23 protein-coding genes are annotated in these 18,759 nt (G+C 60.5%); 20 read left to right on the forward strand and 3 right to left on the reverse strand.

What is annotated here, in order from left to right; all coding sequences use genetic code 11:
- Window positions 1-163 precede the first annotated feature (163 nt).
- The 4 genes from ROZ00_05405 to ROZ00_05420 are packed head-to-tail and all read left to right on the forward strand — an operon-like array spanning window position 164 to window position 3,053.
- Window positions 164-1,141 carry an RluA family pseudouridine synthase gene (locus ROZ00_05405; protein ID MDT3735642.1) on the forward strand — a complete coding sequence of 326 codons (978 nt, stop codon included), beginning with the start codon at window positions 164-166 and terminating at the stop codon, window positions 1,139-1,141.
- Window positions 1,110-1,766, forward strand: a complete 657-nt coding sequence (locus ROZ00_05410; GenBank protein MDT3735643.1) for an HAD-IA family hydrolase — start codon at window positions 1,110-1,112, stop codon at window positions 1,764-1,766. The genes ROZ00_05405 and ROZ00_05410 overlap by 32 nt, the downstream gene beginning before the upstream one ends.
- Window positions 1,745-2,086 (forward strand): Rieske 2Fe-2S domain-containing protein, encoded by a 342-nt coding sequence (locus ROZ00_05415; GenBank protein ID MDT3735644.1) that lies wholly within the window; start codon window positions 1,745-1,747, stop codon window positions 2,084-2,086. Before ROZ00_05410 ends, ROZ00_05415 begins: the two co-directional genes overlap by 22 nt.
- Window positions 2,087-2,099: 13 nt before the next feature.
- The gene (locus tag ROZ00_05420; GenBank protein MDT3735645.1) at window positions 2,100-3,053 is read left to right on the forward strand and encodes a S49 family peptidase; all 954 of its coding nucleotides are present in this window, start codon (window positions 2,100-2,102) and stop codon (window positions 3,051-3,053) included.
- Window positions 3,054-3,055: 2 nt separating this feature from the next.
- Here the strand turns inward: ROZ00_05420 and ROZ00_05425 are convergent, their stop codons facing one another.
- Both ROZ00_05425 and ROZ00_05430 read right to left on the reverse strand, forming a co-directional pair.
- The gene (locus ROZ00_05425) at window positions 3,056-3,769 is read right to left on the reverse strand and encodes an SAM-dependent methyltransferase (protein ID MDT3735646.1); all 714 of its coding nucleotides are present in this window, start codon (window positions 3,767-3,769) and stop codon (window positions 3,056-3,058) included.
- Window positions 3,769-4,347: a Maf family nucleotide pyrophosphatase gene (locus ROZ00_05430; GenBank protein MDT3735647.1), complete on the reverse strand. Its 579-nt coding sequence runs from the start codon at window positions 4,345-4,347 to the stop codon at window positions 3,769-3,771. Before ROZ00_05430 ends, ROZ00_05425 begins: the two co-directional genes overlap by 1 nt.
- Window positions 4,348-4,432: 85 nt before the next feature.
- Here ROZ00_05430 and ROZ00_05435 point away from each other — a divergent pair, with 85 nt between their 5' ends.
- From ROZ00_05435 to ROZ00_05475, 9 genes are all read left to right on the forward strand, one after another.
- On the forward strand, window positions 4,433-4,918 hold the full coding sequence (locus ROZ00_05435) for a YceD family protein (protein MDT3735648.1): 486 nt from the start codon (window positions 4,433-4,435) through the stop codon (window positions 4,916-4,918).
- A 31-nt stretch (window positions 4,919-4,949) separates the two neighbouring features.
- Window positions 4,950-5,129, forward strand: a complete 180-nt coding sequence (gene rpmF / locus ROZ00_05440; GenBank protein ID MDT3735649.1) for a 50S ribosomal protein L32 — start codon at window positions 4,950-4,952, stop codon at window positions 5,127-5,129.
- 74 nt (window positions 5,130-5,203) lie between these two features.
- Window positions 5,204-6,223, forward strand: a complete 1,020-nt coding sequence (plsX, locus tag ROZ00_05445; protein MDT3735650.1) for a phosphate acyltransferase PlsX — start codon at window positions 5,204-5,206, stop codon at window positions 6,221-6,223.
- On the forward strand, window positions 6,224-7,183 hold the full coding sequence (locus ROZ00_05450; protein MDT3735651.1) for a beta-ketoacyl-ACP synthase III: 960 nt from the start codon (window positions 6,224-6,226) through the stop codon (window positions 7,181-7,183). It abuts the gene before it with no gap.
- A gap of 13 nt (window positions 7,184-7,196) precedes the next feature.
- Window positions 7,197-8,129, forward strand: coding sequence for an ACP S-malonyltransferase (gene fabD / locus ROZ00_05455; protein MDT3735652.1), 933 nt, complete (start codon window positions 7,197-7,199; stop codon window positions 8,127-8,129).
- An 8-nt stretch (window positions 8,130-8,137) separates the two neighbouring features.
- A complete protein-coding gene (fabG, locus tag ROZ00_05460; GenBank protein ID MDT3735653.1) occupies window positions 8,138-8,878 on the forward strand; it encodes a 3-oxoacyl-ACP reductase FabG in 741 nt (246 codons plus the stop codon).
- Between the two features lie 88 nt (window positions 8,879-8,966).
- A complete protein-coding gene (acpP, locus tag ROZ00_05465) occupies window positions 8,967-9,206 on the forward strand; it encodes an acyl carrier protein (GenBank protein MDT3735654.1) in 240 nt (79 codons plus the stop codon).
- 40 nt (window positions 9,207-9,246) lie between these two features.
- The gene (gene fabF / locus ROZ00_05470) at window positions 9,247-10,479 is read left to right on the forward strand and encodes a beta-ketoacyl-ACP synthase II (protein MDT3735655.1); all 1,233 of its coding nucleotides are present in this window, start codon (window positions 9,247-9,249) and stop codon (window positions 10,477-10,479) included.
- Between the two features lie 21 nt (window positions 10,480-10,500).
- The gene (locus ROZ00_05475; GenBank protein ID MDT3735656.1) at window positions 10,501-10,929 is read left to right on the forward strand and encodes a protein YgfX; all 429 of its coding nucleotides are present in this window, start codon (window positions 10,501-10,503) and stop codon (window positions 10,927-10,929) included.
- Here ROZ00_05475 and nadB read toward each other — a convergent pair.
- Window positions 10,922-12,499 (reverse strand): L-aspartate oxidase, encoded by a 1,578-nt coding sequence (gene nadB, locus ROZ00_05480; protein ID MDT3735657.1) that lies wholly within the window; start codon window positions 12,497-12,499, stop codon window positions 10,922-10,924. The genes ROZ00_05475 and nadB overlap by 8 nt on opposite strands.
- Window positions 12,500-12,697: 198 nt before the next feature.
- Here nadB and rpoE point away from each other — a divergent pair, with 198 nt between their 5' ends.
- From rpoE to lepA, 7 genes are read left to right on the forward strand one after another with little or no spacing between them, the layout of a single operon-like run.
- On the forward strand, window positions 12,698-13,297 hold the full coding sequence (gene rpoE / locus ROZ00_05485) for an RNA polymerase sigma factor RpoE (GenBank protein MDT3735658.1): 600 nt from the start codon (window positions 12,698-12,700) through the stop codon (window positions 13,295-13,297).
- A gap of 2 nt (window positions 13,298-13,299) precedes the next feature.
- A complete protein-coding gene (locus ROZ00_05490) occupies window positions 13,300-13,815 on the forward strand; it encodes a sigma-E factor negative regulatory protein (GenBank protein MDT3735659.1) in 516 nt (171 codons plus the stop codon).
- A gap of 11 nt (window positions 13,816-13,826) precedes the next feature.
- Window positions 13,827-14,780 (forward strand): MucB/RseB C-terminal domain-containing protein, encoded by a 954-nt coding sequence (locus ROZ00_05495; protein MDT3735660.1) that lies wholly within the window; start codon window positions 13,827-13,829, stop codon window positions 14,778-14,780.
- Complete coding sequence (locus ROZ00_05500) at window positions 14,780-15,244, forward strand: SoxR reducing system RseC family protein (GenBank protein ID MDT3735661.1); 465 nt, start codon at window positions 14,780-14,782, stop codon at window positions 15,242-15,244. The genes ROZ00_05495 and ROZ00_05500 overlap by 1 nt, the downstream gene beginning before the upstream one ends.
- Window positions 15,241-16,659: a DegQ family serine endoprotease gene (locus ROZ00_05505; GenBank protein ID MDT3735662.1), complete on the forward strand. Its 1,419-nt coding sequence runs from the start codon at window positions 15,241-15,243 to the stop codon at window positions 16,657-16,659. The genes ROZ00_05500 and ROZ00_05505 overlap by 4 nt, the downstream gene beginning before the upstream one ends.
- Window positions 16,649-16,906 (forward strand): glutaredoxin family protein, encoded by a 258-nt coding sequence (locus tag ROZ00_05510; GenBank protein ID MDT3735663.1) that lies wholly within the window; start codon window positions 16,649-16,651, stop codon window positions 16,904-16,906. Before ROZ00_05505 ends, ROZ00_05510 begins: the two co-directional genes overlap by 11 nt.
- 54 nt (window positions 16,907-16,960) lie before the next feature.
- Window positions 16,961-18,757 carry a translation elongation factor 4 gene (gene lepA, locus ROZ00_05515; protein MDT3735664.1) on the forward strand — a complete coding sequence of 599 codons (1,797 nt, stop codon included), beginning with the start codon at window positions 16,961-16,963 and terminating at the stop codon, window positions 18,755-18,757.
- Window positions 18,758-18,759: the final 2 nt, after the last annotated feature.

The following is an 18,759-nucleotide window of genomic DNA, read 5'->3' on the forward strand; positions in this document are numbered from 1 at the left end:
CGAATTAACCTTTGTGCGGCTCGCTTGAGTCGATTGACCGACTGCATTCCGGCGTACCGTCCAATGCCGCTTCGGGTCATGGGGCGCGCATCCGGAACCAACCTGAATTATTCTTCATGGCCGGTCCCCAAGAATGGGCAAACCAGCCGGCAGTATATTCAAAATGAAGGAGTTAAGCAAAGCTTCCGTTACCCGCCGGGAGATCGGCGAGGAGGCGGAGGGCCAGCGAATCGACAACTATCTGGTTCGCGTCTGCAAGGGCGTACCGAAGAGTCACGTCTATCGCATCCTCAGAAGCGGCGAGGTACGGGTCAATAGCAAGCGGGTCGGACCGGAGTACCGGCTGCAATCCGGTGATGAAGTGCGCATACCGCCCCTGAAGCTTGGGTCGGAGCCGAAACCGGTGGTGCCGGCTGGGCGGGAATACTGCATCGTTCGCGAGGACGATGGCCTGCTGGTGGTCGACAAGCCGGCAGGCATGGCGGTGCATGGCGGCAGCGGGGTGAGCTTCGGTGTCATTGAGCAGTTGCGCCGGCAAAGGCCGCAGGCGCGCTTCCTGGAACTCGCGCATCGGCTCGATCGGGAGACCTCCGGCCTGCTGCTGATTGCCAAGAAACGTTCGGTTCTGACGGCGTTGCATGACATGTTCCGAGAGGGGCGTATCGAAAAGCGTTATCTGGCCCTCGTCAAGGGCCGCTGGCGTGAGCCGCTGCGGCATGTCAGGTTGGCGTTGCACAAGCACCTGACCGAGGAAGGGGAGCGCCGCGTCAGCGTGTCGAAAGAAGGGAAATTTGCGCATAGTATCGTTCGCTTGGTCGCCCGCTGGGAAAACTTCAGCCTGGTCGAGGTGGAACTTGAAACGGGGAGGACGCACCAGATTCGAGTGCATTTGGCACATCTTGGCTATCCTATCTGCGGAGATGACAAGTATGGCGATTTTGCCCTGAACAAGGCCTTGCAAAAACGGGGCCTCGGCCGCATGTTTTTGCATGCGGCGAAGCTGGCGCTGAACCACCCTGCAACGGGCGAGCGGTTGGATCTGGCCGTAGCGCTGCCGGAGGATTTGTCGGCGTTTCTCCAGCGACTGGAAGAAAGCGAAAAGAGAGAGTATGGGGCGGAATTACCAATTGGTGGTGTTTGATTGGGACGGCACGCTGCTGGACTCGGCAGGGGCGATTGTCACCTGCATGCAGGCGGCAGCCATCGATCTCGGATTGACCCCGCCGGACGAAAAAACAGCGCGGCAGGTTATTGGCCTTGGCTTGCACGACGCACTGTCGCAAGCCTTGCCGGGCGTGCCTTCCGGCGAATACAAGCGCATTGCCGAACGTTACCGGCATCATTATCTTTCCCGGGACCATGAGCTTTCGCTATTTTCCGGCGCCCACGAACTGGTGGGGGAATTGCACGAATCCGGATGCCTCCTGGGGGTCGCCACCGGCAAGAGCCGGCTGGGCTTGAATCGAGCGCTGGAGGCCTCCGGCCTCAAGGGATTCTTTCATGCCACGCGTTGCGCCGATGAGTGCAGTTCCAAGCCTGCACCCGACATGCTGCTGGAGATCATGGATGAACTCGGTGCGGCGCCGGACCAGACCCTGATGGTTGGCGATACGACGCATGATCTGCAGATGGCAAAAAATGCAGGCGTTGATGCGCTGGCGGTTGGTTATGGTGCGCATCCACGCGAGGCGCTGCAGGCGGAACGGCCCCTCGGTCTGTTTGATGAATTTGCACAATTGACGGAATGGCTGAGACGACACGGATGATTTGCGCCAGTGTCGAAGTGACAGACGGTGGCAAGGGGGTTCGCTTTGAGATTCCGACGGAATCAGGCCTGCAACCGGCCTTTGTCGTGCGGCATGGCGGGCAGGTGTACGGCTACATCAATCGTTGTGCGCACATTGGTGTCGAGCTGGACTGGCAGCCCGGGGAGTTCTTCGACGATTCCGGGCTATACTTGGTTTGCGCGACGCATGGCGCGGCCTATCTGCCGGATAGCGGAGAGTGCATTGCCGGACCCTGCCGGGGAGCCAGGCTGACGCGACTGGACATCCATGAGCATGATGGCGTTGTTTACCTGAAATAGCGACCTGAGCAATATGCCAGACACACCCGACAACGATCCCGTCTGGGAGCGGAAGATCATCGAAAAGCTGGCACTGGAGACGTTGGCCGAGCAAAAGCGCCGTCGTCGCTGGGGCATTTTCTTCAGGGTTCTGGGTTTTGCGTACCTGACCTTTCTGATCGTTGCCCTGGGTGACTGGGGGGGGGCTTCCGATACGCTCGGCGATGGCAAGAAGCATACGGCGCTGGTCCAGCTGAATGGCGTCATCAAGCCGACCGGTGAGGCGAGTGCGGAAAAGATCACCGAATCGCTTCAGGCGGCGTTCAAGGACCATGGCACGCAGGGAGTGATCCTGCGCATCAATAGCCCGGGAGGAAGCCCGGTCCAGTCCGGCATCATCAACGACGAGATTCGTCGCCTGCGCGCCAAGCACCCGAACATTCCGCTGTATGCCGTGGTGGAGGACGTGTGCGCCTCGGGTGGCTACTACGTCGCAGCTGCGGCCGACAAGATATTCGTAGACAAGGCCAGCATCGTGGGATCTATCGGCGTCTTGATGGATGGTTTCGGCTTTACTGGGACAATGGACAAGCTCGGGGTTGAGCGGCGCCTGCTGACCGCCGGAGAGAATAAGGGCTTTCTGGATCCCTTCTCGCCCCAGGACGCCCAGCATAAACAGCATGCCCAAATATTGCTCGACGATATCCACAGGCAGTTCATCGACGTAGTGCGAAAAGGCAGAGGCAAGCGTCTGAAGGAGTCACCTGAACTGTTCAGCGGCCTCATGTGGACCGGTGCCAAGAGCATCGAACTCGGGCTTGCCGACGAACTGGGCAGCGTTGAATACGTAGCGCGCGATGTGATCAAGGCCGAGGACATCCGCGACTACACGATGCGGGCCAGCCTGACCGAGCGTTTTGCAAAGCAGTTTGGCACGGACCTGGCCGAAGGCATCATGGATGTCGTCGGCAAGGTAGGTCTCAGATAGGGTCAAGCGGCCAGCAGCAGGAATACCGTCGGTCTTTTATCAAGTGTGGGGACCGGGCCTCCACGCCAATCATCAATCCGTTTCGTTGCAATGCTTTCCCTGCTAGTCGTCAGTTCGGACGCCACACAGAGCCGAGTATCCGGTCGGCAGGTCTCAAGCAGCGCAGCGAACAACGTAGCATTGCGGTATGGCGTCTCGATGAAGATTTGGGTGCGCGTTTCCCGATGCGATTGCCTTTCCAGTTCGATGATGCGCTTGCAGCGTTCCGGTTCGCGCACCGGCAGGTAGCCGTGAAAGGAGAAGCACTGGCCGTTGAGGCCGGATGCCATCAGCCCCAACAATAGGCTGGAGGGACCTACCAGCGGCACCACGCGAATGCCCTTGGCGTGGGCAGCATGCACAAGCAAGGCGCCGGGGTCCGCCACGGCCGGGGCACCGGCCTCGGACATCAGACCGGCGGATTGCCCCGCAGCAAGGGGGGCGAGGAGGGCGTCAAGATCGGCTTGGCTCGGCCCGCGTGGCAGTTCCCGAATGTCGATCTCCCGGATCGGATGGGTAATGCCGATGCGTTTCAACTCGACTCGTGCGGATTTCGCGTTCTCGACAACGAAATAACGCAGGCTGCGTGCAATGCGCTGCACTTCCTCCGGCAGTATGGAGTCAGGATTGCTGTCGCCAACGGCGACGGGCACAAGATAAAGCAAACCCGCCGACATCAGGGGACCTGGACGCCTTCCGCGCGAAGCATTTCGCCAAGTGCGATCAATGGCAGGCCGATGAGGGCGTTCGGGTCGTCGCCGCGCATGCTGGTTAGCAGGGAAATTCCCAGCCCCTCGGATTTGGCGCTGCCGGCACAGTGGTAGGGTTGCTCCTTGACCAGATAGCGCTCGATCTCGGCATCTGTCAGTTGGCGAAAGGTCACCTCGGTGGGGATGCCGCAAACCTGGGTATTGCCGTTGGCGCTGTTGTAGAGACAAAGCCCGGTATGAAAGATCACCGTTCGGCCGCGCATGGCGCGTAACTGCTGGGCTGCGCGATCGTGCGTGAGCGGCTTTCCGAAACGCTGGGTGTCCAGATAGGCGACTTGGTCGCTGCCGATGATCAGGGCGTCGGGAAAACGGCCGGCGACGGCCATGGCCTTGGCGACGGAGAGCCTTTCGGCCGTCGCGGCCGGGTCTTCCCCCGGCAATTCGGATTCATCCGTTTCAGGGTTGGCTATCTCAAACGGGATTTGCAAGCGGGCCAGCAATTCACGGCGGAACGACGAGGTGGAGGCAAGAACGAGACGGGGCATTGGATTGGTCCGTATTTCGGATGTTATTCTTTTGACAGGAAAAGTCGTGGAATGATATCATTCCGTGCTTATGTCGCAACGGGGCATGGTCATCGACAGCCTTGAGTTTGCACGACGGCATGAGGCATTGTCCGGCCGTCTTCAACTCAGCACACTGCCGCGGCTGGCCGAGGTGCTTTTCGATGCCTCCGGCAGCCTCGGTTTTGAGGTATCTGGCGAAACAGCGGGAGGCGATGCCTTTCTCGCAGTGAAGCTAGAAGGGACACTGCCACTGATCTGCCAGCGCTGCTTGGGCGAATTGGTGTTTGCATTGAACGTGAGCAGCCGGATGATGCTGGTCGAGCCGGGTTCGCCGTGGCCCGATGACGGTCAAGCCGGCGGGTTGGAGGACGAGGCCTGCGATGCGATCCAGGTCTCGGGCGACCTGGATCTCGCTCCCCTGCTGGAGGAGGAAATCCTGCTTGCCTTGCCGATCGCGCCGCGGCATGAACATTGCGAGCCGCCGGTGGCGACGACAGCTTCGAAGGAAGCTTCACCGTTTGCGAAATTGGCCCGGATCAAGTGCAACTAGTTTTTTCGAATACGTTTTTGAGGAGTACAACATGGCTGTCCAACAGAACAAGAAGTCGCCTTCGAAGCGTGGCATGCACCGCGCCCATGACTTCCTGACCAATCCGCCGCTGGCCGTCGAGCCGACCACCGGGGAAACGCATCTGCGCCACCATATCAGCCCGAGCGGCTATTACCGCGGCAAGAAGGTCGTCAAGGCCAAGGGCGAGTAATTCGTGGTTGCCGGCACCCACCCTTTGGGGTGGAGCGGCCGTCATCTGCCTCCTCCGGAATCCAAAGCGCGTCGATGGACGTCACCATCGCAATCGACTGCATGGGCGGCGACCACGGCCCATCCGTCACCTTGCCTGCCGTCTTTCATTTTCTCCAGAGCGACGCACAGGCAGGCGTGATATTGGTTGGTCTGCCCGGCGAGGTGGAGTCCGCGGTATTGAAGGAGAAGGAGCGATTTGGCAATCGGTTGCGTTTTCAGGCGGCCAGCGAAGTGGTCGGCATGCACGACCCGGTAGCCACCGCGCTACGAATCAAGAAAGATTCCTCGATGCGGGTCGCCGTAGATCTGGTCAAATCCGGTGATGCTCAAGCGGCAGTCTCTGCCGGCAATACCGGCGCATTGATGGCAATTTCCCGCTTCGTGTTGAAGACGCTGCCCGGTATCGATCGCCCAGCCATTGCATTTGCCCTTCCCACCTTGAAGGGGCATACCTACGTACTCGATCTGGGCGCCAATGTAGATTGCGAGCCGCAGCACTTGCTCCAGTTCGGCATCATGGCGGCGATGCTTGTTTCGGCGGTGGAACACAAAGATCGCCCTTCGGTCGGTCTCCTCAATATTGGAGAAGAGGATATCAAGGGCAATGAGGTGGTGAAGCAGGCCGGGGAGTTGCTCAAGGAAAGCGGCCTCAATTTTTTCGGCAATATCGAGGGGGACGATATCTACAAAGGCACGACAGATATCGTGGTCTGCGACGGTTTTGTCGGGAATGTCCTCCTGAAGACTTCGGAAGGCTTGGCGCACATGTTGGCAACCTTCCTGCGCGAGGAGTTCAGTCGTAGCCTATTCAGAAATATCGCTGCACTTATCGCCTTGCCGGCACTCAAGGCCTTCAAGAAGCGCGCTGATCCTCGCCGCTACAATGGCGCCAGTCTGCTCGGACTGCGCGGCATAGTCGTCAAGAGCCACGGTTCGGCGGATCAGATGGCCTTTGCCAAAGCCATCGAGCGTGCAGCAGAAGCCGCTCGCAACCGCCTGGTCGATCGCATCAGCGAACGCATGGCGCGTAACGCGCCACAAATGGTCCAGTAAATGCATGCACGCATAACCGGCACGGGCAGCTATCTGCCCCCCACTGCGCTAACCAACAACGATCTGGTTGCGCGTGGCATTGATACCTCGGATGAATGGATCGTCGGGCGCACAGGCATCCGTTGCCGTCACATCGCCGATGAGGGGCAGCAAGCGAGCGATCTTGCTCTGGCGGCCAGCCTGAAGGCTATCGAAGCTTCCGGCATCAGCGCAGAGAAGATCGATCTCATCATTGTGGCCACATCGACGCCGGATTACATTTTCCCCAGCACTGCCTGCCTGTTGCAATCCAAGCTCGCCATCAGCGGCGCAGCCGCCTTCGATGTACAGGCTGTCTGCAGCGGTTTTGCCTACGCGCTGACCATGGCCGAGAAATTCATCCAGTCCGGCAGTCACCGCTGCGCACTGGTGGTTGGTACCGAGGTTTTTTCACGGATTCTTGACTGGAATGATCGGGGGACCTGTGTCCTCTTCGGAGACGGTGCTGGTGCGGTGGTCCTCGAAGCCAGTGAAGAGACGGGCATTCTCGCCAGCGCACTGCATGCCGATGGTTCGCAGCACGGCATCCTCGAAGTGCCCGGGAATATCTGCGGCGGCAAGGTGGTCGGCCAGCCTTTCGTGAAGATGGATGGTCCGGCCGTGTTCAAGTTCGCCGTCAAGGTGCTGGCCGAGGTTGCACAGGAGGTGCTGGATCGGGCCGGCATGAGCGCCGCCGACATCGATTGGCTGATTCCGCATCAGGCAAACATCCGCATCATCCAGTCGACTGCAAAGAAACTCGGCCTGCCGATGGACAAGGTCGTCACGACGGTGGATCGCCACGGCAATACCTCGGCTGCCTCGATTCCGCTGGCGTTGGATGCTGCCGTCAGGGATGGGCGCATCAAGCGTGGCGACACCCTGATGCTGGAAGGTGTCGGCGGCGGTTTCACCTGGGGCGCAGTGCTTCTCAAATTCTGACTCCGACGATCTCATGAAATTTGCACTTGTTTTCCCTGGACAGGGCTCGCAGTCACTCGGCATGATGGCCGCCTACGGTGACAGTACAGTCATCCGCGATACGTTTGCTGAAGCATCTGCTGCGTTGGGACGCGATCTCTGGCAGCTGGTTTCCGAGGGCCCGGCAGAGGCGCTCAACCAGACGGTGAATACCCAGCCGTTGATGCTGACAGCCGGCATTGCCGTCTTTCGCCTGTGGCGGGAAAAGGGCGGCAGGGTACCCAACATGGTTGCCGGGCATAGCCTGGGGGAGTACTCGGCGCTGGTCGCTGCCGGGGTGCTGCGTTTCGCTGATGCGGTGCCCCTCGTCGAGCTCCGCGCCAAGGCGATGCAGGAAGCGGTGCGGGCTGGGGAGGGCGCAATGGCAGCCATTCTCGGACTCGATGCCGCCGCAGTGAAAACGGCTTGCGAGGAAAGCGCCCAGGGCCAGGTTGTCGAAGCCGTCAATTTCAACACCCCAGAACAGACCGTGATTGCCGGTCATGCCGCCGCTGTCCAGCGTGCCGCCGATACTGCGAAAACAAAGGGTGCCAAGCGTGCCGTCATGCTGCCTGTGTCGGCGCCGTTTCACTGTTCGCTGATGAAGCCAGCTGCCGAGCGGCTACGCCAAAGGCTGCTTGAGTTGTCTCTGTCGATGCCGCAGATACCTGTCGTGAACAACGCAGACGTGGCTTGCCTATCGGATCCGCAGGCAATCAAGGATGCGCTGGTGCGGCAGGCTGCTTCCCCGGTGCGCTGGGTCGAGATCATGCAGGCCATGGCGAATCAGGGTGTCAGTCACGTCTATGAATGCGGCCCGGGCAAGGTGCTTGCGGGGCTCGTCAAACGTTGCGCCGACGGGCTGGTAGGCGGTGCCATGGCCGATCTGGCCGGGCTTGAAGCGGCCTTGGCTGCGACGAACGCATAGGGGGCAATGTGCTCAAAGGTCAGATAGCACTGGTGACGGGGGCCTCGCGCGGTATAGGGCGTGCAATCGCGCTGGATCTGGGTCGTGAAGGCGCCACGGTGATCGGTACGGCCACGACTGAAGCGGGCGCCGCCGATATCCAGAAGGCGCTGGATGCCGCCAGGATTCAAGGGTGGGGCGCGGTGCTGAATGTTACCGATGCCGCCTCCTGCGATGCAGTCATGGGGGAGATCGAAAAGCGTTTCGGCCCCGTCTCGGTGCTGGTGAACAACGCCGGCATCACGCGCGACAATCTGGCCATGCGCATGAAGGACGAAGAGTGGGATGCCGTGATCGAGACCAACCTCAAGGCGGTGTTCCGTCTGTCCAAGACAGTGATGCGCGGCATGATGAAGGCACGCTATGGCCGCATCATCAATATCACGTCAGTGGTGGGCAGTTCGGGGAATCCGGGGCAGGCCAACTATGCAGCCGCCAAGGCTGGTGTAGCCGGTATGAGCCGTGCTTTGGCACGCGAATTGGGCAGCCGAAATATCACCGTTAATTGCGTGGCGCCCGGTTTCATCGATACCGACATGACCAAGGCCTTGCCGGATATGCAGCGCGATGCGCTGCTAGGCCAGATTCCGCTTGGCCGGCTCGGACATGCAGATGAGGTTGCGGCGGCTGTGGTCTACCTCGCTTCTCCGCGGGCGGGCTATGTCACCGGCACGACCTTGCATGTCAATGGCGGCATGTACATGGATTGACATCGGGTTTGGTCGGGCGAGCCCTTTCTGTTAAAATAGCCCGGTTTTTTTCTCGTCATACCCGCTAAAAAGGGAAGGAGCAAAACACATGGAGAACATCGAGCAACGCGTCAAGAAGATCGTCGCCGAGCAGCTTGGCGTCAACGAGTCCGAGATCAAAATCGAGTCGTCGTTTGTGGATGACCTCGGAGCGGACTCCCTTGACACGGTGGAGCTGGTGATGGCCCTGGAAGAGGAGTTTGAGTGTGAGATTCCGGACGAGGAAGCCGAGAAGATCACCACCGTCCAGCAGGCGATCGATTACATTAACGCCCACCTCAAGAAGTAAGAAGTAACCCCTTAAATTCCCCGAGCAGGAGCAGAGCGAAGTGGCACGCCGCAGGGTAGTGGTCACCGGTTTGGGCGTCATTTCGCCCGTGGGCAATTCGGTTCAGGAAACCTGGGACAGCATCGTTGCAGGCAAGAGCGGTATTGGCCCGATCACCCGCTTCGATGCAGCGACCTTCAAGTCGCGCATTGCTGGCGAGGTGAAGGGGTTCGACGTGACTGCCTATCTTCCTCCCAAGGAGGCGCGTCGAATGGATGTCTTCATCCATTACGGCATGGCGGCGGGAATCCAGGCGATAAAGGATTCCGGCCTGACAGTGACGCCAGAAAACGCCGACAGAATCGGCGTCAATATCGGCTCCGGCATTGGCGGACTCCCGATGATCGAGGATACGCACAACGACTTCCTCGGCGGTGGCCCACGCAAGATTTCGCCGTTTTTCATCCCGGGCACCATCATCAACATGATTTCGGGAAACCTCTCGATCATGTTCGGGCTGAAGGGGCCGAATCTCGCCGTCGTGACGGCATGCACGACGGGTCTGCATGCCATCGGCACCAGTTACCGCATGATCCAGTACGGCGATGCCGACGCAATGGTCTGTGGCGGCTCAGAATCCACCGTGACGCCACTGGCCATAGGCGGTTTTGCTTCGGCGCAGGCTTTGTCCACCCGCAATGACGACCCGGCGACGGCCAGCCGCCCGTGGGACAAGGAGCGCGATGGGTTCGTGCTCGGCGAAGGCGCGGGTGTGTTGGTCCTTGAGGAATACGAGCATGCGATGAAGCGCGGGGCACGGATTTATGCCGAACTGGCAGGATTCGGCATGAGCGGGGATGCCTTCCACATGACGGCACCGGACACCGATGGGCCGCGCCGCAGCATGATCAATGCGCTCCAGGATGCGGGGATCAACGCGGATCAGGTCCAGTATCTAAACGCTCACGGCACATCGACCCCGCTGGGCGACAAGAACGAGACGGATGCCATCAAGCTGGCGTTTGGCGACGCTGCTCGCAATCTAGTGGTGAATTCGACCAAGTCCATGACAGGCCATCTGCTCGGCGGCGCTGGCGGACTCGAGTCGGCATTGACGGTGCTGGCGGTACATCATCAGATATCGCCACCGACCATCAACATCTTCGAACAGGATCCGGAGTGCGATCTCGACTACTGTGCCAACACGGCGCGTCAGCTCAAGATCGATGTCGCCCTGAAGAACAATTTCGGATTCGGCGGTACCAACGGCACGCTGGCTTTCCGGCGGGTCTGATGCGACCGATCCCCTAGCCGGATGCTTCTCCCGCATCGGCTAGGGCTCCGTTCCTCGCCTTGCCTAGCACTAATGCTTGCCCTGCTGCACCTTGCAGCCTTGGGCAGTCTGGTGCCGCTCAATATCCATATCTGGCTTAAGCTGGCTCTCGCAAGCGCAATAATGGCCTCGCTTGGGATGTCGATTCGCCATCATGCCTTGCTCCTGACAACGTCCGCAATATGCGAACTGGTCCTGAGGGACGATGGCTCGATCGAGGTACGACGGAATGATGGCAGACAGTTCGAAGCCTCGGTGTCCGGGCAAACCGCCGTCCTGCCTTGGCTGATCGTTATGCTGCTCCAGTTACCCGGTTCACGCCGTTTGCAGCCACTGCTGATCCTGCCCGATTCTCTGCCAGAGGAGGATGACCGTATCCTGCGTTCCTGGCTTTGCTGGAAGCTTAATTGAGGCGGTTTCGCAACAGGGTGTTGCGTGCCGCGGACAGGGTCTCCGGATAATCGCGACTGGCGTGCAGGCCCCGGCTTTCCCGACGCCGCTGGGCGCAGCGCACGATGAGGTCGGCGGTCAGCACGAGGTTGCGCAATTCAATCAAGTCGTTCGTGACGCGGAAATTGGCGTAGTACTCGTCGATTTCCCGCTCCAGCAGGCGGATGCGGTGGCGAGCTCGCTCCAGGCGCTTGTTGGTGCGCACGATGCCGACGTAGTCCCACATGAAGCGGCGCAATTCATCCCAGTTGTGCGACAGGACAATTTCCTCGTCGGCATCCGTGACGCGGCTCTCGTCCCATGGCGGGAGGGCAGACAGGTGGCGGCGTCCCGACCTGAGGATGTCCTCGGCCGCTGCGGCGGAAAACACCAGGCATTCAAGCAGCGAATTACTGGCCAGGCGGTTGGCGCCGTGCAGGCCGGTGAAGGCGGTTTCGCCTACCGAATAGAGGCCGGGCAGGGCGGTTCGGGCGGAGAAATCCGTGACGACGCCGCCGCACGAATAGTGCGCCGCCGGTACGACCGGTATGGGCTGGCGGGTAATGTCGATGCCCAGTTCGAGGCATTGGGCATGGATGTTCGGGAAGTGCTCGATCAGGAAGCCGGCCGGCTTGTGCGTCATGTCCAGATAGACACAGTCGAGGCCGCGTTTCTTCATCTCGAGATCGATGGCCCGGGCGACGATATCGCGGGGCGCCAATTCAGCGCGCGGATCATGTTCCGGCATGAAGCGCTCGCCATTGGGCAGGCGCAGGATTCCGCCTTCCCCCCGCATGGCTTCCGTGATGAGAAAGGACTTTGCATGCGGGTGATACAGGCAGGTGGGGTGGAACTGAATGAATTCCATGTTGGCGACAGCGCACCCGGCCCGCCAGGCCATGGCAATGCCGTCCCCCGTCGCAGTATCCGGATTTGTGGTGTAGAGATAGACCTTGCCTGTGCCGCCGGTGGCCAACACCGTGTGCGGGGCGGAAAAGGTTTCCACATGGTCCGCCTGCTTGTCGAGAACGTAGGCCCCGTAACAGCCGCTGTCGGGCAGTCCGAACTTGGCGCCGGTGATGAGGTCGATGGCGATATGGTGCTCGAACACCGAAATATTCGGATGGATGCGCAGTTGCTGCGTAAGGGTATCCTGCACCGCCGAGCCGGTGGCGTCCGCCACGTGAATGACGCGGCGATGGCTGTGTCCCCCTTCGCGGGTGAGGTGGTAGCCGGCACCGGAAGCGTCGCGCGTAAACGGCACTCCCTGGCGGATAAGCCAGTCGATCGCCGCCTTCCCACGTTCCACGACAAAGCGGGTCGTGCGGAGGTTGCAGAGGCCGGCTCCGGCAACCAGGGTGTCCTTGATGTGCGCCTCGATCGAGTCAGCATCGTCCAGGGCGGCAGCGATGCCACCTTGGGCGCGGCTACTGGCACTATCCTCGAGTGAGCGTTTGGTGACCAGGGCGACCTTTTTGTGCGGGGCCAGCTGTAGAGCCAAGGATTGCCCTGCCAAGCCGCTGCCGATAATCAGAACGTCGAAAACCTGCACGTGAGGGACAAGGTAATTGAGGGCCCGAAACTATACCACTGGGCGGCAGGGCCGGGAAAAGGCCCTTCCCAATGAACTATTCTTGGGCTGCATTGTCATTTGGTTGTCGGCGACGCTGCGCGGAGCGCGTCGGCTATACTTGCGGCTTCCGGTCCGGCCCTTCGGTCCGAATGAACTTCCAATAACACAGCCGCTCGAATGGGAGAACGTGAAGTAGACCAGCAGTTGGTCGTCCGTGCTCAGCACGGGGACCAGCAGGCCTATGGGCTGCTCGTGTCTAAATACCAGCGCAAGCTGGCACGACTGCTGTCGCGGCTGATCCGGGATCCGGCCGAAGTGGAGGATGTGGCGCAGGAAACCTTCATCAAGGCCTACCGAGCCTTGGGCAGTTTCAGGGGTGACAGCGCCTTCTACACTTGGTTGTACCGCATCGGCATAAATACCGCGAAGAATTATCTGGTGTCGCAAGGCCGGCGGGCGCCAACCAGCACGGAGTTCGACTCCGAGGAGGCGGAAAGCTTCGAAGAGGGCGAGTTGCTGCGGGACAACAATACGCCTGAGCGCATGCTCTTTTCGAAAGAGATCGGAGAGACGGTAAATGCTGCAATGGAGGCGTTGCCCGAGGAACTGCGCACGGCCATTACACTGCGCGAGATCGAAGGGATGAGCTACGAGGACATCGCGAAAATGATGGATTGCCCGATCGGAACGGTGCGTTCAAGGATATTTCGGGCGCGTGAGGCCGTTGCCGAGAAACTCAGGCCGTTGCTCGATACGGCTCCGGACAAGAGGTGGTGAGAATGAAATCTGACATATCCGCTCTGCTGGATGATGAACTGGAACCGGGTGAAGCAAGCCGTGCGATTGATGCCTTGCGGCGCGACCGGGAGTTGCGGAAGGCCTGGAATGTCTATCACCTGATTGGCGACACTCTTCGCCGCTCCCCCGCTTATTCGTCCGATCTGTCAGCAAGGGTCATGGCGCGACTGTCGGAGGAGCCTGTCTTGTTCGCTCCTTCCGCCCAACCGAAACGCGCCCCCTTGCGTTTCGCACTGCCCCTGGCGGCCGCGGTCATGGGGATGGCTGCAGTAGGGTGGGTGGCGCTGTCACTCAACTCGCCATTGCCGCCGACGGAGCTTGCCGCCAAGCCGCGCCCCTTGAGTGGGCAGGCGGCTCCTGTCGTAGAGCGATCCCCTTCCAGTGCTCTGAAGGAATACCTTGTTGCCCACCAGGCGCATTCCCCGAGCGGCGGTATTCAGGGCGTAGCGCCTTACGTGCGCTCGGTTTCGGAGATTCGCCAAGGCGGCAGGCCATGAGGAGTATGCTGATGCTGCTTGCCCTCGGTGGCGCCCTTGCCGCCCCAGCCTACGGCGATCAGCACGGGGATGCATTGGCTTGGCTACAGAAAATGGCAGCCGCTGCGCAAAAATTGAATTACACCGGCACGTTCACCTATCAAAGCGGGGACAGTTCCGAAACATCGCGCATTACCCACCTCGTGGACGCGTCGGGCGAACAGGAGAGGCTCGAAGTGCTGGATGGCAGCCCCCGAGAAGTGGTGCGCAGCAATGACGAGGTCAAGTGTTTCCTGCCCGACGACAAGGTCGTCATTGTCGAGAAACGCGGCCAGCACAAGGCTTTTCCGGCATTGCTGCCGGCATCAGTCGGCAGCCTGGGAGAGCATTACCAGATCCGCAAGGGAGACGTGTCGCGGGTGGCCGGACTGGACAGCCAACTCGTCATCCTTGAGCCGAAGGACTCCCTGCGCTATGGCCATCATCTCTGGGCGGATATCGCTTCTGGTCTGATCCTGAAGGCGCGCACGGTCAATGAGCGCAACGAAACCATTGAGCAATTCGCGTTCAACCAGCTTCAGATCAACGGGATCATCGACAGGGCAACGCTGAAACCCAGGTTCGACACGGAGGGCAAGGCCTGGCGGATACACAACGCCCGGGCATCGCAAAGTCTTTCGGCCGGGAGCGACTGGCTTTTCAAGGCCCAACTGCCGGGCTTCAAGAAAAGCTCCGGCATGAAACGGCAGGCAAGGCGGGGAGGCGGCACGGAAACCACCCATTTCGTGTTTACCGATGGTCTGGCCTCCATCTCCGTATTCATCGAGCCACTGGGGGACGAGAAGGCGGAAAAGGCGACCTATTCCGTGGGCGCCATCAATGTGTACAAACGCGTGGCCGGCAAGCATCTGCTGACGGTGCTGGGCGAAGTGCCCATGACGACCCTGATGCGTCTGGGCGACGGCATGGAACTCAGGAAGAAATGATGGATCAGGAAGCCATCGTCGCCCGCGTCGAGGGCGATCACGCCTATGTTGAAGTAGGTGGCGGCGGCGGATGCGGGCGTTGTCATGAGACTGGCGGCTGCCAAAGCGGCATTCTCGGTCAGCTTTTCAGCAGCAAGCCGCGGCAATTCCGCATTGCCAACCGCATTGGCGCCGTGCCTGGCGATCATGTTGTTGTGCGCGTAGCCGATGGGGCGACCCTGCGCGCTGCGCTACTGACGTATATCCTGCCTGTGCTGTTTCTGCTGTCGGGGGCCGTTGCGGGTAACCACTTGGGCGAAGCAGGGCGCAGCGAAGCCTTGGCAGCGCTGGGCGCGCTGGCTGGGCTTGCCCTCGGCGTCCTGGCGGGACTGACTTTGCGCAGGGCCCGGATCGGCGCAGCGGCGGAGCCCGTTCTCATCCGCCGTAACACATCATCTTGTCTTACCAAGGAAGCCTGTCGATGAGCATCAGACTGTTTTTCGCCGCTTTGCTGTCGATTATTGCGCTGAACGTCGCTGCACAAGGGCGGGAGTTGCCCGACTTCACCGATTTGGTCGACAAGCATGGGACGGCGGTCGTCAACGTCAGCACTACGCAGACGATTCGGGGCAACCGCGCCTTTCCACAGTTCCCGGAGCTCGACGAGGATGATCCGATGTTCGAGTTCTTCAAGCGATTTATTCCACGCCAGCCTGGGATACCGCATGATTTCCAGAACAAATCCTTGGGCTCGGGCTTCATCATCAGTTCGGACGGTTACATCCTGACGAATGCCCACGTCGTCGATTCGGCCGATGAGATCGCTGTCAAGCTCACCGACAAGCGCGAGTTCAAGGCCAAAGTGATCGGTACCGACAAGCGAACCGACGTGGCGTTGATCAAGATCGAGGCGAATGGTCTGCCGACCGTCAAGCTGGGCGACCCCGGCAAGCTCCGAGTCGGCGAATGGGTGGTGGCGATCGGCTCGCCTTTCGGTTTCGAGAGTTCAGTGACTGCGGGAATCGTCAGCGCCAAGGGGCGGGCTTTACCGCAGGAAAACTTCGTTCCATTCATCCAAACCGACGTGGCGATCAATCCGGGCAACTCCGGCGGGCCATTGTTCAATATGAAAGGCGAGGTGGTCGGCATCAATTCGCAGATCTACAGCCGCACTGGGGGCTATATGGGCGTAGCGTTCGCGATTCCCATTGATGTGGCTATGGAAGTGCAGAGCCAGCTGCGCACCAGTGGCCGCGTCAGCCGTGGGCGCATCGGCGTGGTCATTCAGGAATTGACCAAGGAACTGGCCGATTCCTTTGGCCTGCCCAAGGCTGCGGGAGCCTTGGTGAATTCCGTGGAGAAGGGCGGTCCTGCCGAGAAGGCCGGTGTAGAGGCGGGCGACATCATCCTGAAGTTCGATGGCAAGACTGTGAATGCTTCCAGCGATCTGCCGCGAATTGTCGGTGCCACCCGGCCCGGCAGCAAGGTATCCATGCAAGTCTGGAGAAAAGGGGGCTCCCGAGACCTGACGGTGACAGTCGGCGAAATCCCAGAGGAAAAAACGGCGCAGCGCGGCCAAAAACGAGGGAAGCAGGCGGAAGCTACGGCAAACCGGCTGGGTCTGGTATTGAGCGAGCTGACACCCGAGCAGAAGCGCGATCTGAAAGTCGCCAATGGTCTTCTGGTCGAAGACGTGCGCGCCAACGGCAGCCGGGCCGACCTGCGCCCGGGAGACGTAATCCTGGCTGTCGTGCACAAGGGGTCGAGCGCGGAAGCGAAGAGCGTCGACCAGTTCAACAAGTTGCTGTCCCAGTTCGACAAGTCGGCGACGATCACCCTCCTGGTGAAACGCGGCGAGCAGCAGACCTACATCACGCTCAAAGGTAACGATGACAAGTAGGCAGAGGGCGCACCTGACGGTCTATAGCCGGGCCTGGTGCCATCTCTGCGACGAACTACTGGCCGCCCTCAGACCGATTTGCGAAGAACTGGGCGCAGATGTCGAAGTCGTCGACGTCGATGCCCATCCCGAGCACGAGGATGCGCACGGCGAGCGGGTTCCGGTCGTTGTAGGTGGCGGAACCGAGCTCTGCCACTACTTTCTGGATACTGCGGCAGTTCGTGCTTATTTGCTGAGTTTCCGGTAAAATTTCTCGCTTTCGTATGCCTCCGAAAGGGTGCTTTGCAGCACCCTTTCGTCTCTGATGGATCACATCCGCAATTTTTCAATCATCGCCCACATTGACCACGGCAAGTCAACGCTGGCCGACCGGATCATCCAGCTGTGCGGCGGCCTGTCCGAGCGCGAGATGGAAGCGCAGGTGCTCGATTCGATGGACATTGAGCGCGAGCGGGGCATCACCATCAAGGCGCAGACCGCTGCCCTGCAGTACAAGGCTCGCGACGGCCGCATCTACAACCTCAACCTGATCGACACGCCCGGGCATGTCGACTTTTCCTACGAAGTGTCGCGTTCGCTGTCGGCCTGCGAAGGCGCGCTGCTGGTCGTGGATGCTTCGCAGGGGGTCGAAGCACAGACGGTGGCTAATTGCTATACGGCCATCGAGCAGGGGGTCGAGGTCGTCCCGGTCCTGAACAAGATCGACCTGCCGGCAGCGGACCCGGATCGCGCGCGGGAGGAGATCGAGGACGTGATCGGCATCGACGCCACCGAGGCCGTGCTGGCCAGCGCCAAGACCGGGCTGGGGGTCGAGGACATCCTCGAGGCCATCATTGCCCGCATCCCGGCGCCCAAGGGCGATCCGGCCACCCCCCTGAAGGCGCTCATCATCGATTCCTGGTTCGACAACTATGTCGGTGTCGTCATGCTGGTGCGGGTGGTGGACGGCGCACTGCGCCCTAAGGACAAGATCCTGCTGATGTCCACGGATTCCCAGTACCTGTGCGAACAGGTTGGCGTGTTCACACCGAAATCCCAGTCGCGTAGCGCGCTCTCGGCAGGCGAAGTCGGGTTCATCATTGCAGGAATCAAGGAACTGAAGGCCGCCAAGGTTGGCGACACCATCACGCTGGCTGACCGCCGTGCCGCCGAACCGTTGCCCGGCTTCAAGGAGATCAAGCCGCAGGTCTTCGCCGGCCTCTATCCGGTCGAGGCGAACCAGTACGATGCCCTGCGCGAGGCCCTCGAGAAACTCAAGCTCAACGATGCTTCGCTCCAGTACGAGCCCGAGGTGTCGCAGGCGCTGGGCTTCGGTTTTCGCTGCGGCTTCCTCGGCCTGCTGCACATGGAGATCGTGCAGGAGCGCCTGGAGCGCGAATACGACATGGACCTCATCACGACGGCGCCCACCGTGGTGTACGAGGTGCTGTTGCGCGACGGTTCGGTGCTGACCGTGGAGAATCCTTCCAAGCTGCCGGATCCTTCGAAAGTCGAGGAAATCCGCGAGCCGATCATCACCACGACAGTATTTGTGCCGCAGGACTATGTGGGTGCGGTCATCACCCTGTGCGAGCAGAAGCGCGGCACACAGGTGAACATGCAGTACCACGGCCGCCAGGTCATGCTGACCTACGACATGCCTATGGCCGAGGTGGTCATGGACTTCTTCGACAAGCTGAAGTCCGTCTCACGCGGCTATGCCTCGCTCGACTATGAGTTCAAGGAGTATCGTTCGGCCGACGTCGTCAAGCTTGACATCCTGATCAATGGCGACCGCGTCGACGCGCTTTCCGTCATCGTGCATCGCGCCAATGCGCCATACCGCGGCCGCGAACTCGCCGCCAAGATGCGTGAGTTGATCCCACGCCAGATGTACGACGTGGCGATCCAGGCGGCCATCGGTTCCACCATCATCGCCCGCGAGAACATCAAGGCCTTGCGCAAGAACGTCCTGGCGAAATGCTACGGTGGCGACATTACCCGCAAACGCAAGCTGCTGGAGAAGCAGAAGGCTGGCAAGAAGCGCATGAAACAGGTTGGCAGTGTCGAAATCCCGCAGGAGGCCTTTCTGGCCGTGCTGCGTGTCGACTCAAAATAGGG

Source organism: Denitratisoma sp. (assembly GCA_032027165.1).
Taxonomy (GTDB): domain Bacteria; phylum Pseudomonadota; class Gammaproteobacteria; order Burkholderiales; family Rhodocyclaceae; genus Desulfobacillus.

Coding starts and splice junctions, on each gene's coding strand:
- ROZ00_05405 (MDT3735642.1), top strand. CDS start 164: ATGAAGGAGTTAAGCAAAGCTTCCGTTACCCGCCGGGAGATCGGCGAG.
- ROZ00_05410 (MDT3735643.1), top strand. CDS start 1,110: ATGGGGCGGAATTACCAATTGGTGGTGTTTGATTGGGACGGCACGCTG.
- ROZ00_05415 (MDT3735644.1), top strand. CDS start 1,745: ATGGCTGAGACGACACGGATGATTTGCGCCAGTGTCGAAGTGACAGAC.
- ROZ00_05420 (MDT3735645.1), top strand. CDS start 2,100: ATGCCAGACACACCCGACAACGATCCCGTCTGGGAGCGGAAGATCATC.
- ROZ00_05425 (MDT3735646.1), bottom strand. CDS start 3,769: ATGTCGGCGGGTTTGCTTTATCTTGTGCCCGTCGCCGTTGGCGACAGC.
- ROZ00_05430 (MDT3735647.1), bottom strand. CDS start 4,347: ATGCCCCGTCTCGTTCTTGCCTCCACCTCGTCGTTCCGCCGTGAATTG.
- ROZ00_05435 (MDT3735648.1), top strand. CDS start 4,433: ATGGTCATCGACAGCCTTGAGTTTGCACGACGGCATGAGGCATTGTCC.
- rpmF (MDT3735649.1), top strand. CDS start 4,950: ATGGCTGTCCAACAGAACAAGAAGTCGCCTTCGAAGCGTGGCATGCAC.
- plsX (MDT3735650.1), top strand. CDS start 5,204: ATGGACGTCACCATCGCAATCGACTGCATGGGCGGCGACCACGGCCCA.
- ROZ00_05450 (MDT3735651.1), top strand. CDS start 6,224: ATGCATGCACGCATAACCGGCACGGGCAGCTATCTGCCCCCCACTGCG.
- fabD (MDT3735652.1), top strand. CDS start 7,197: ATGAAATTTGCACTTGTTTTCCCTGGACAGGGCTCGCAGTCACTCGGC.
- acpP (MDT3735654.1), top strand. CDS start 8,967: ATGGAGAACATCGAGCAACGCGTCAAGAAGATCGTCGCCGAGCAGCTT.
- ROZ00_05475 (MDT3735656.1), top strand. CDS start 10,501: ATGCTTCTCCCGCATCGGCTAGGGCTCCGTTCCTCGCCTTGCCTAGCA.
- rpoE (MDT3735658.1), top strand. CDS start 12,698: ATGGGAGAACGTGAAGTAGACCAGCAGTTGGTCGTCCGTGCTCAGCAC.
- ROZ00_05490 (MDT3735659.1), top strand. CDS start 13,300: ATGAAATCTGACATATCCGCTCTGCTGGATGATGAACTGGAACCGGGT.
- ROZ00_05495 (MDT3735660.1), top strand. CDS start 13,827: ATGCTGCTTGCCCTCGGTGGCGCCCTTGCCGCCCCAGCCTACGGCGAT.
- ROZ00_05500 (MDT3735661.1), top strand. CDS start 14,780: ATGGATCAGGAAGCCATCGTCGCCCGCGTCGAGGGCGATCACGCCTAT.
- ROZ00_05505 (MDT3735662.1), top strand. CDS start 15,241: ATGAGCATCAGACTGTTTTTCGCCGCTTTGCTGTCGATTATTGCGCTG.
- ROZ00_05510 (MDT3735663.1), top strand. CDS start 16,649: ATGACAAGTAGGCAGAGGGCGCACCTGACGGTCTATAGCCGGGCCTGG.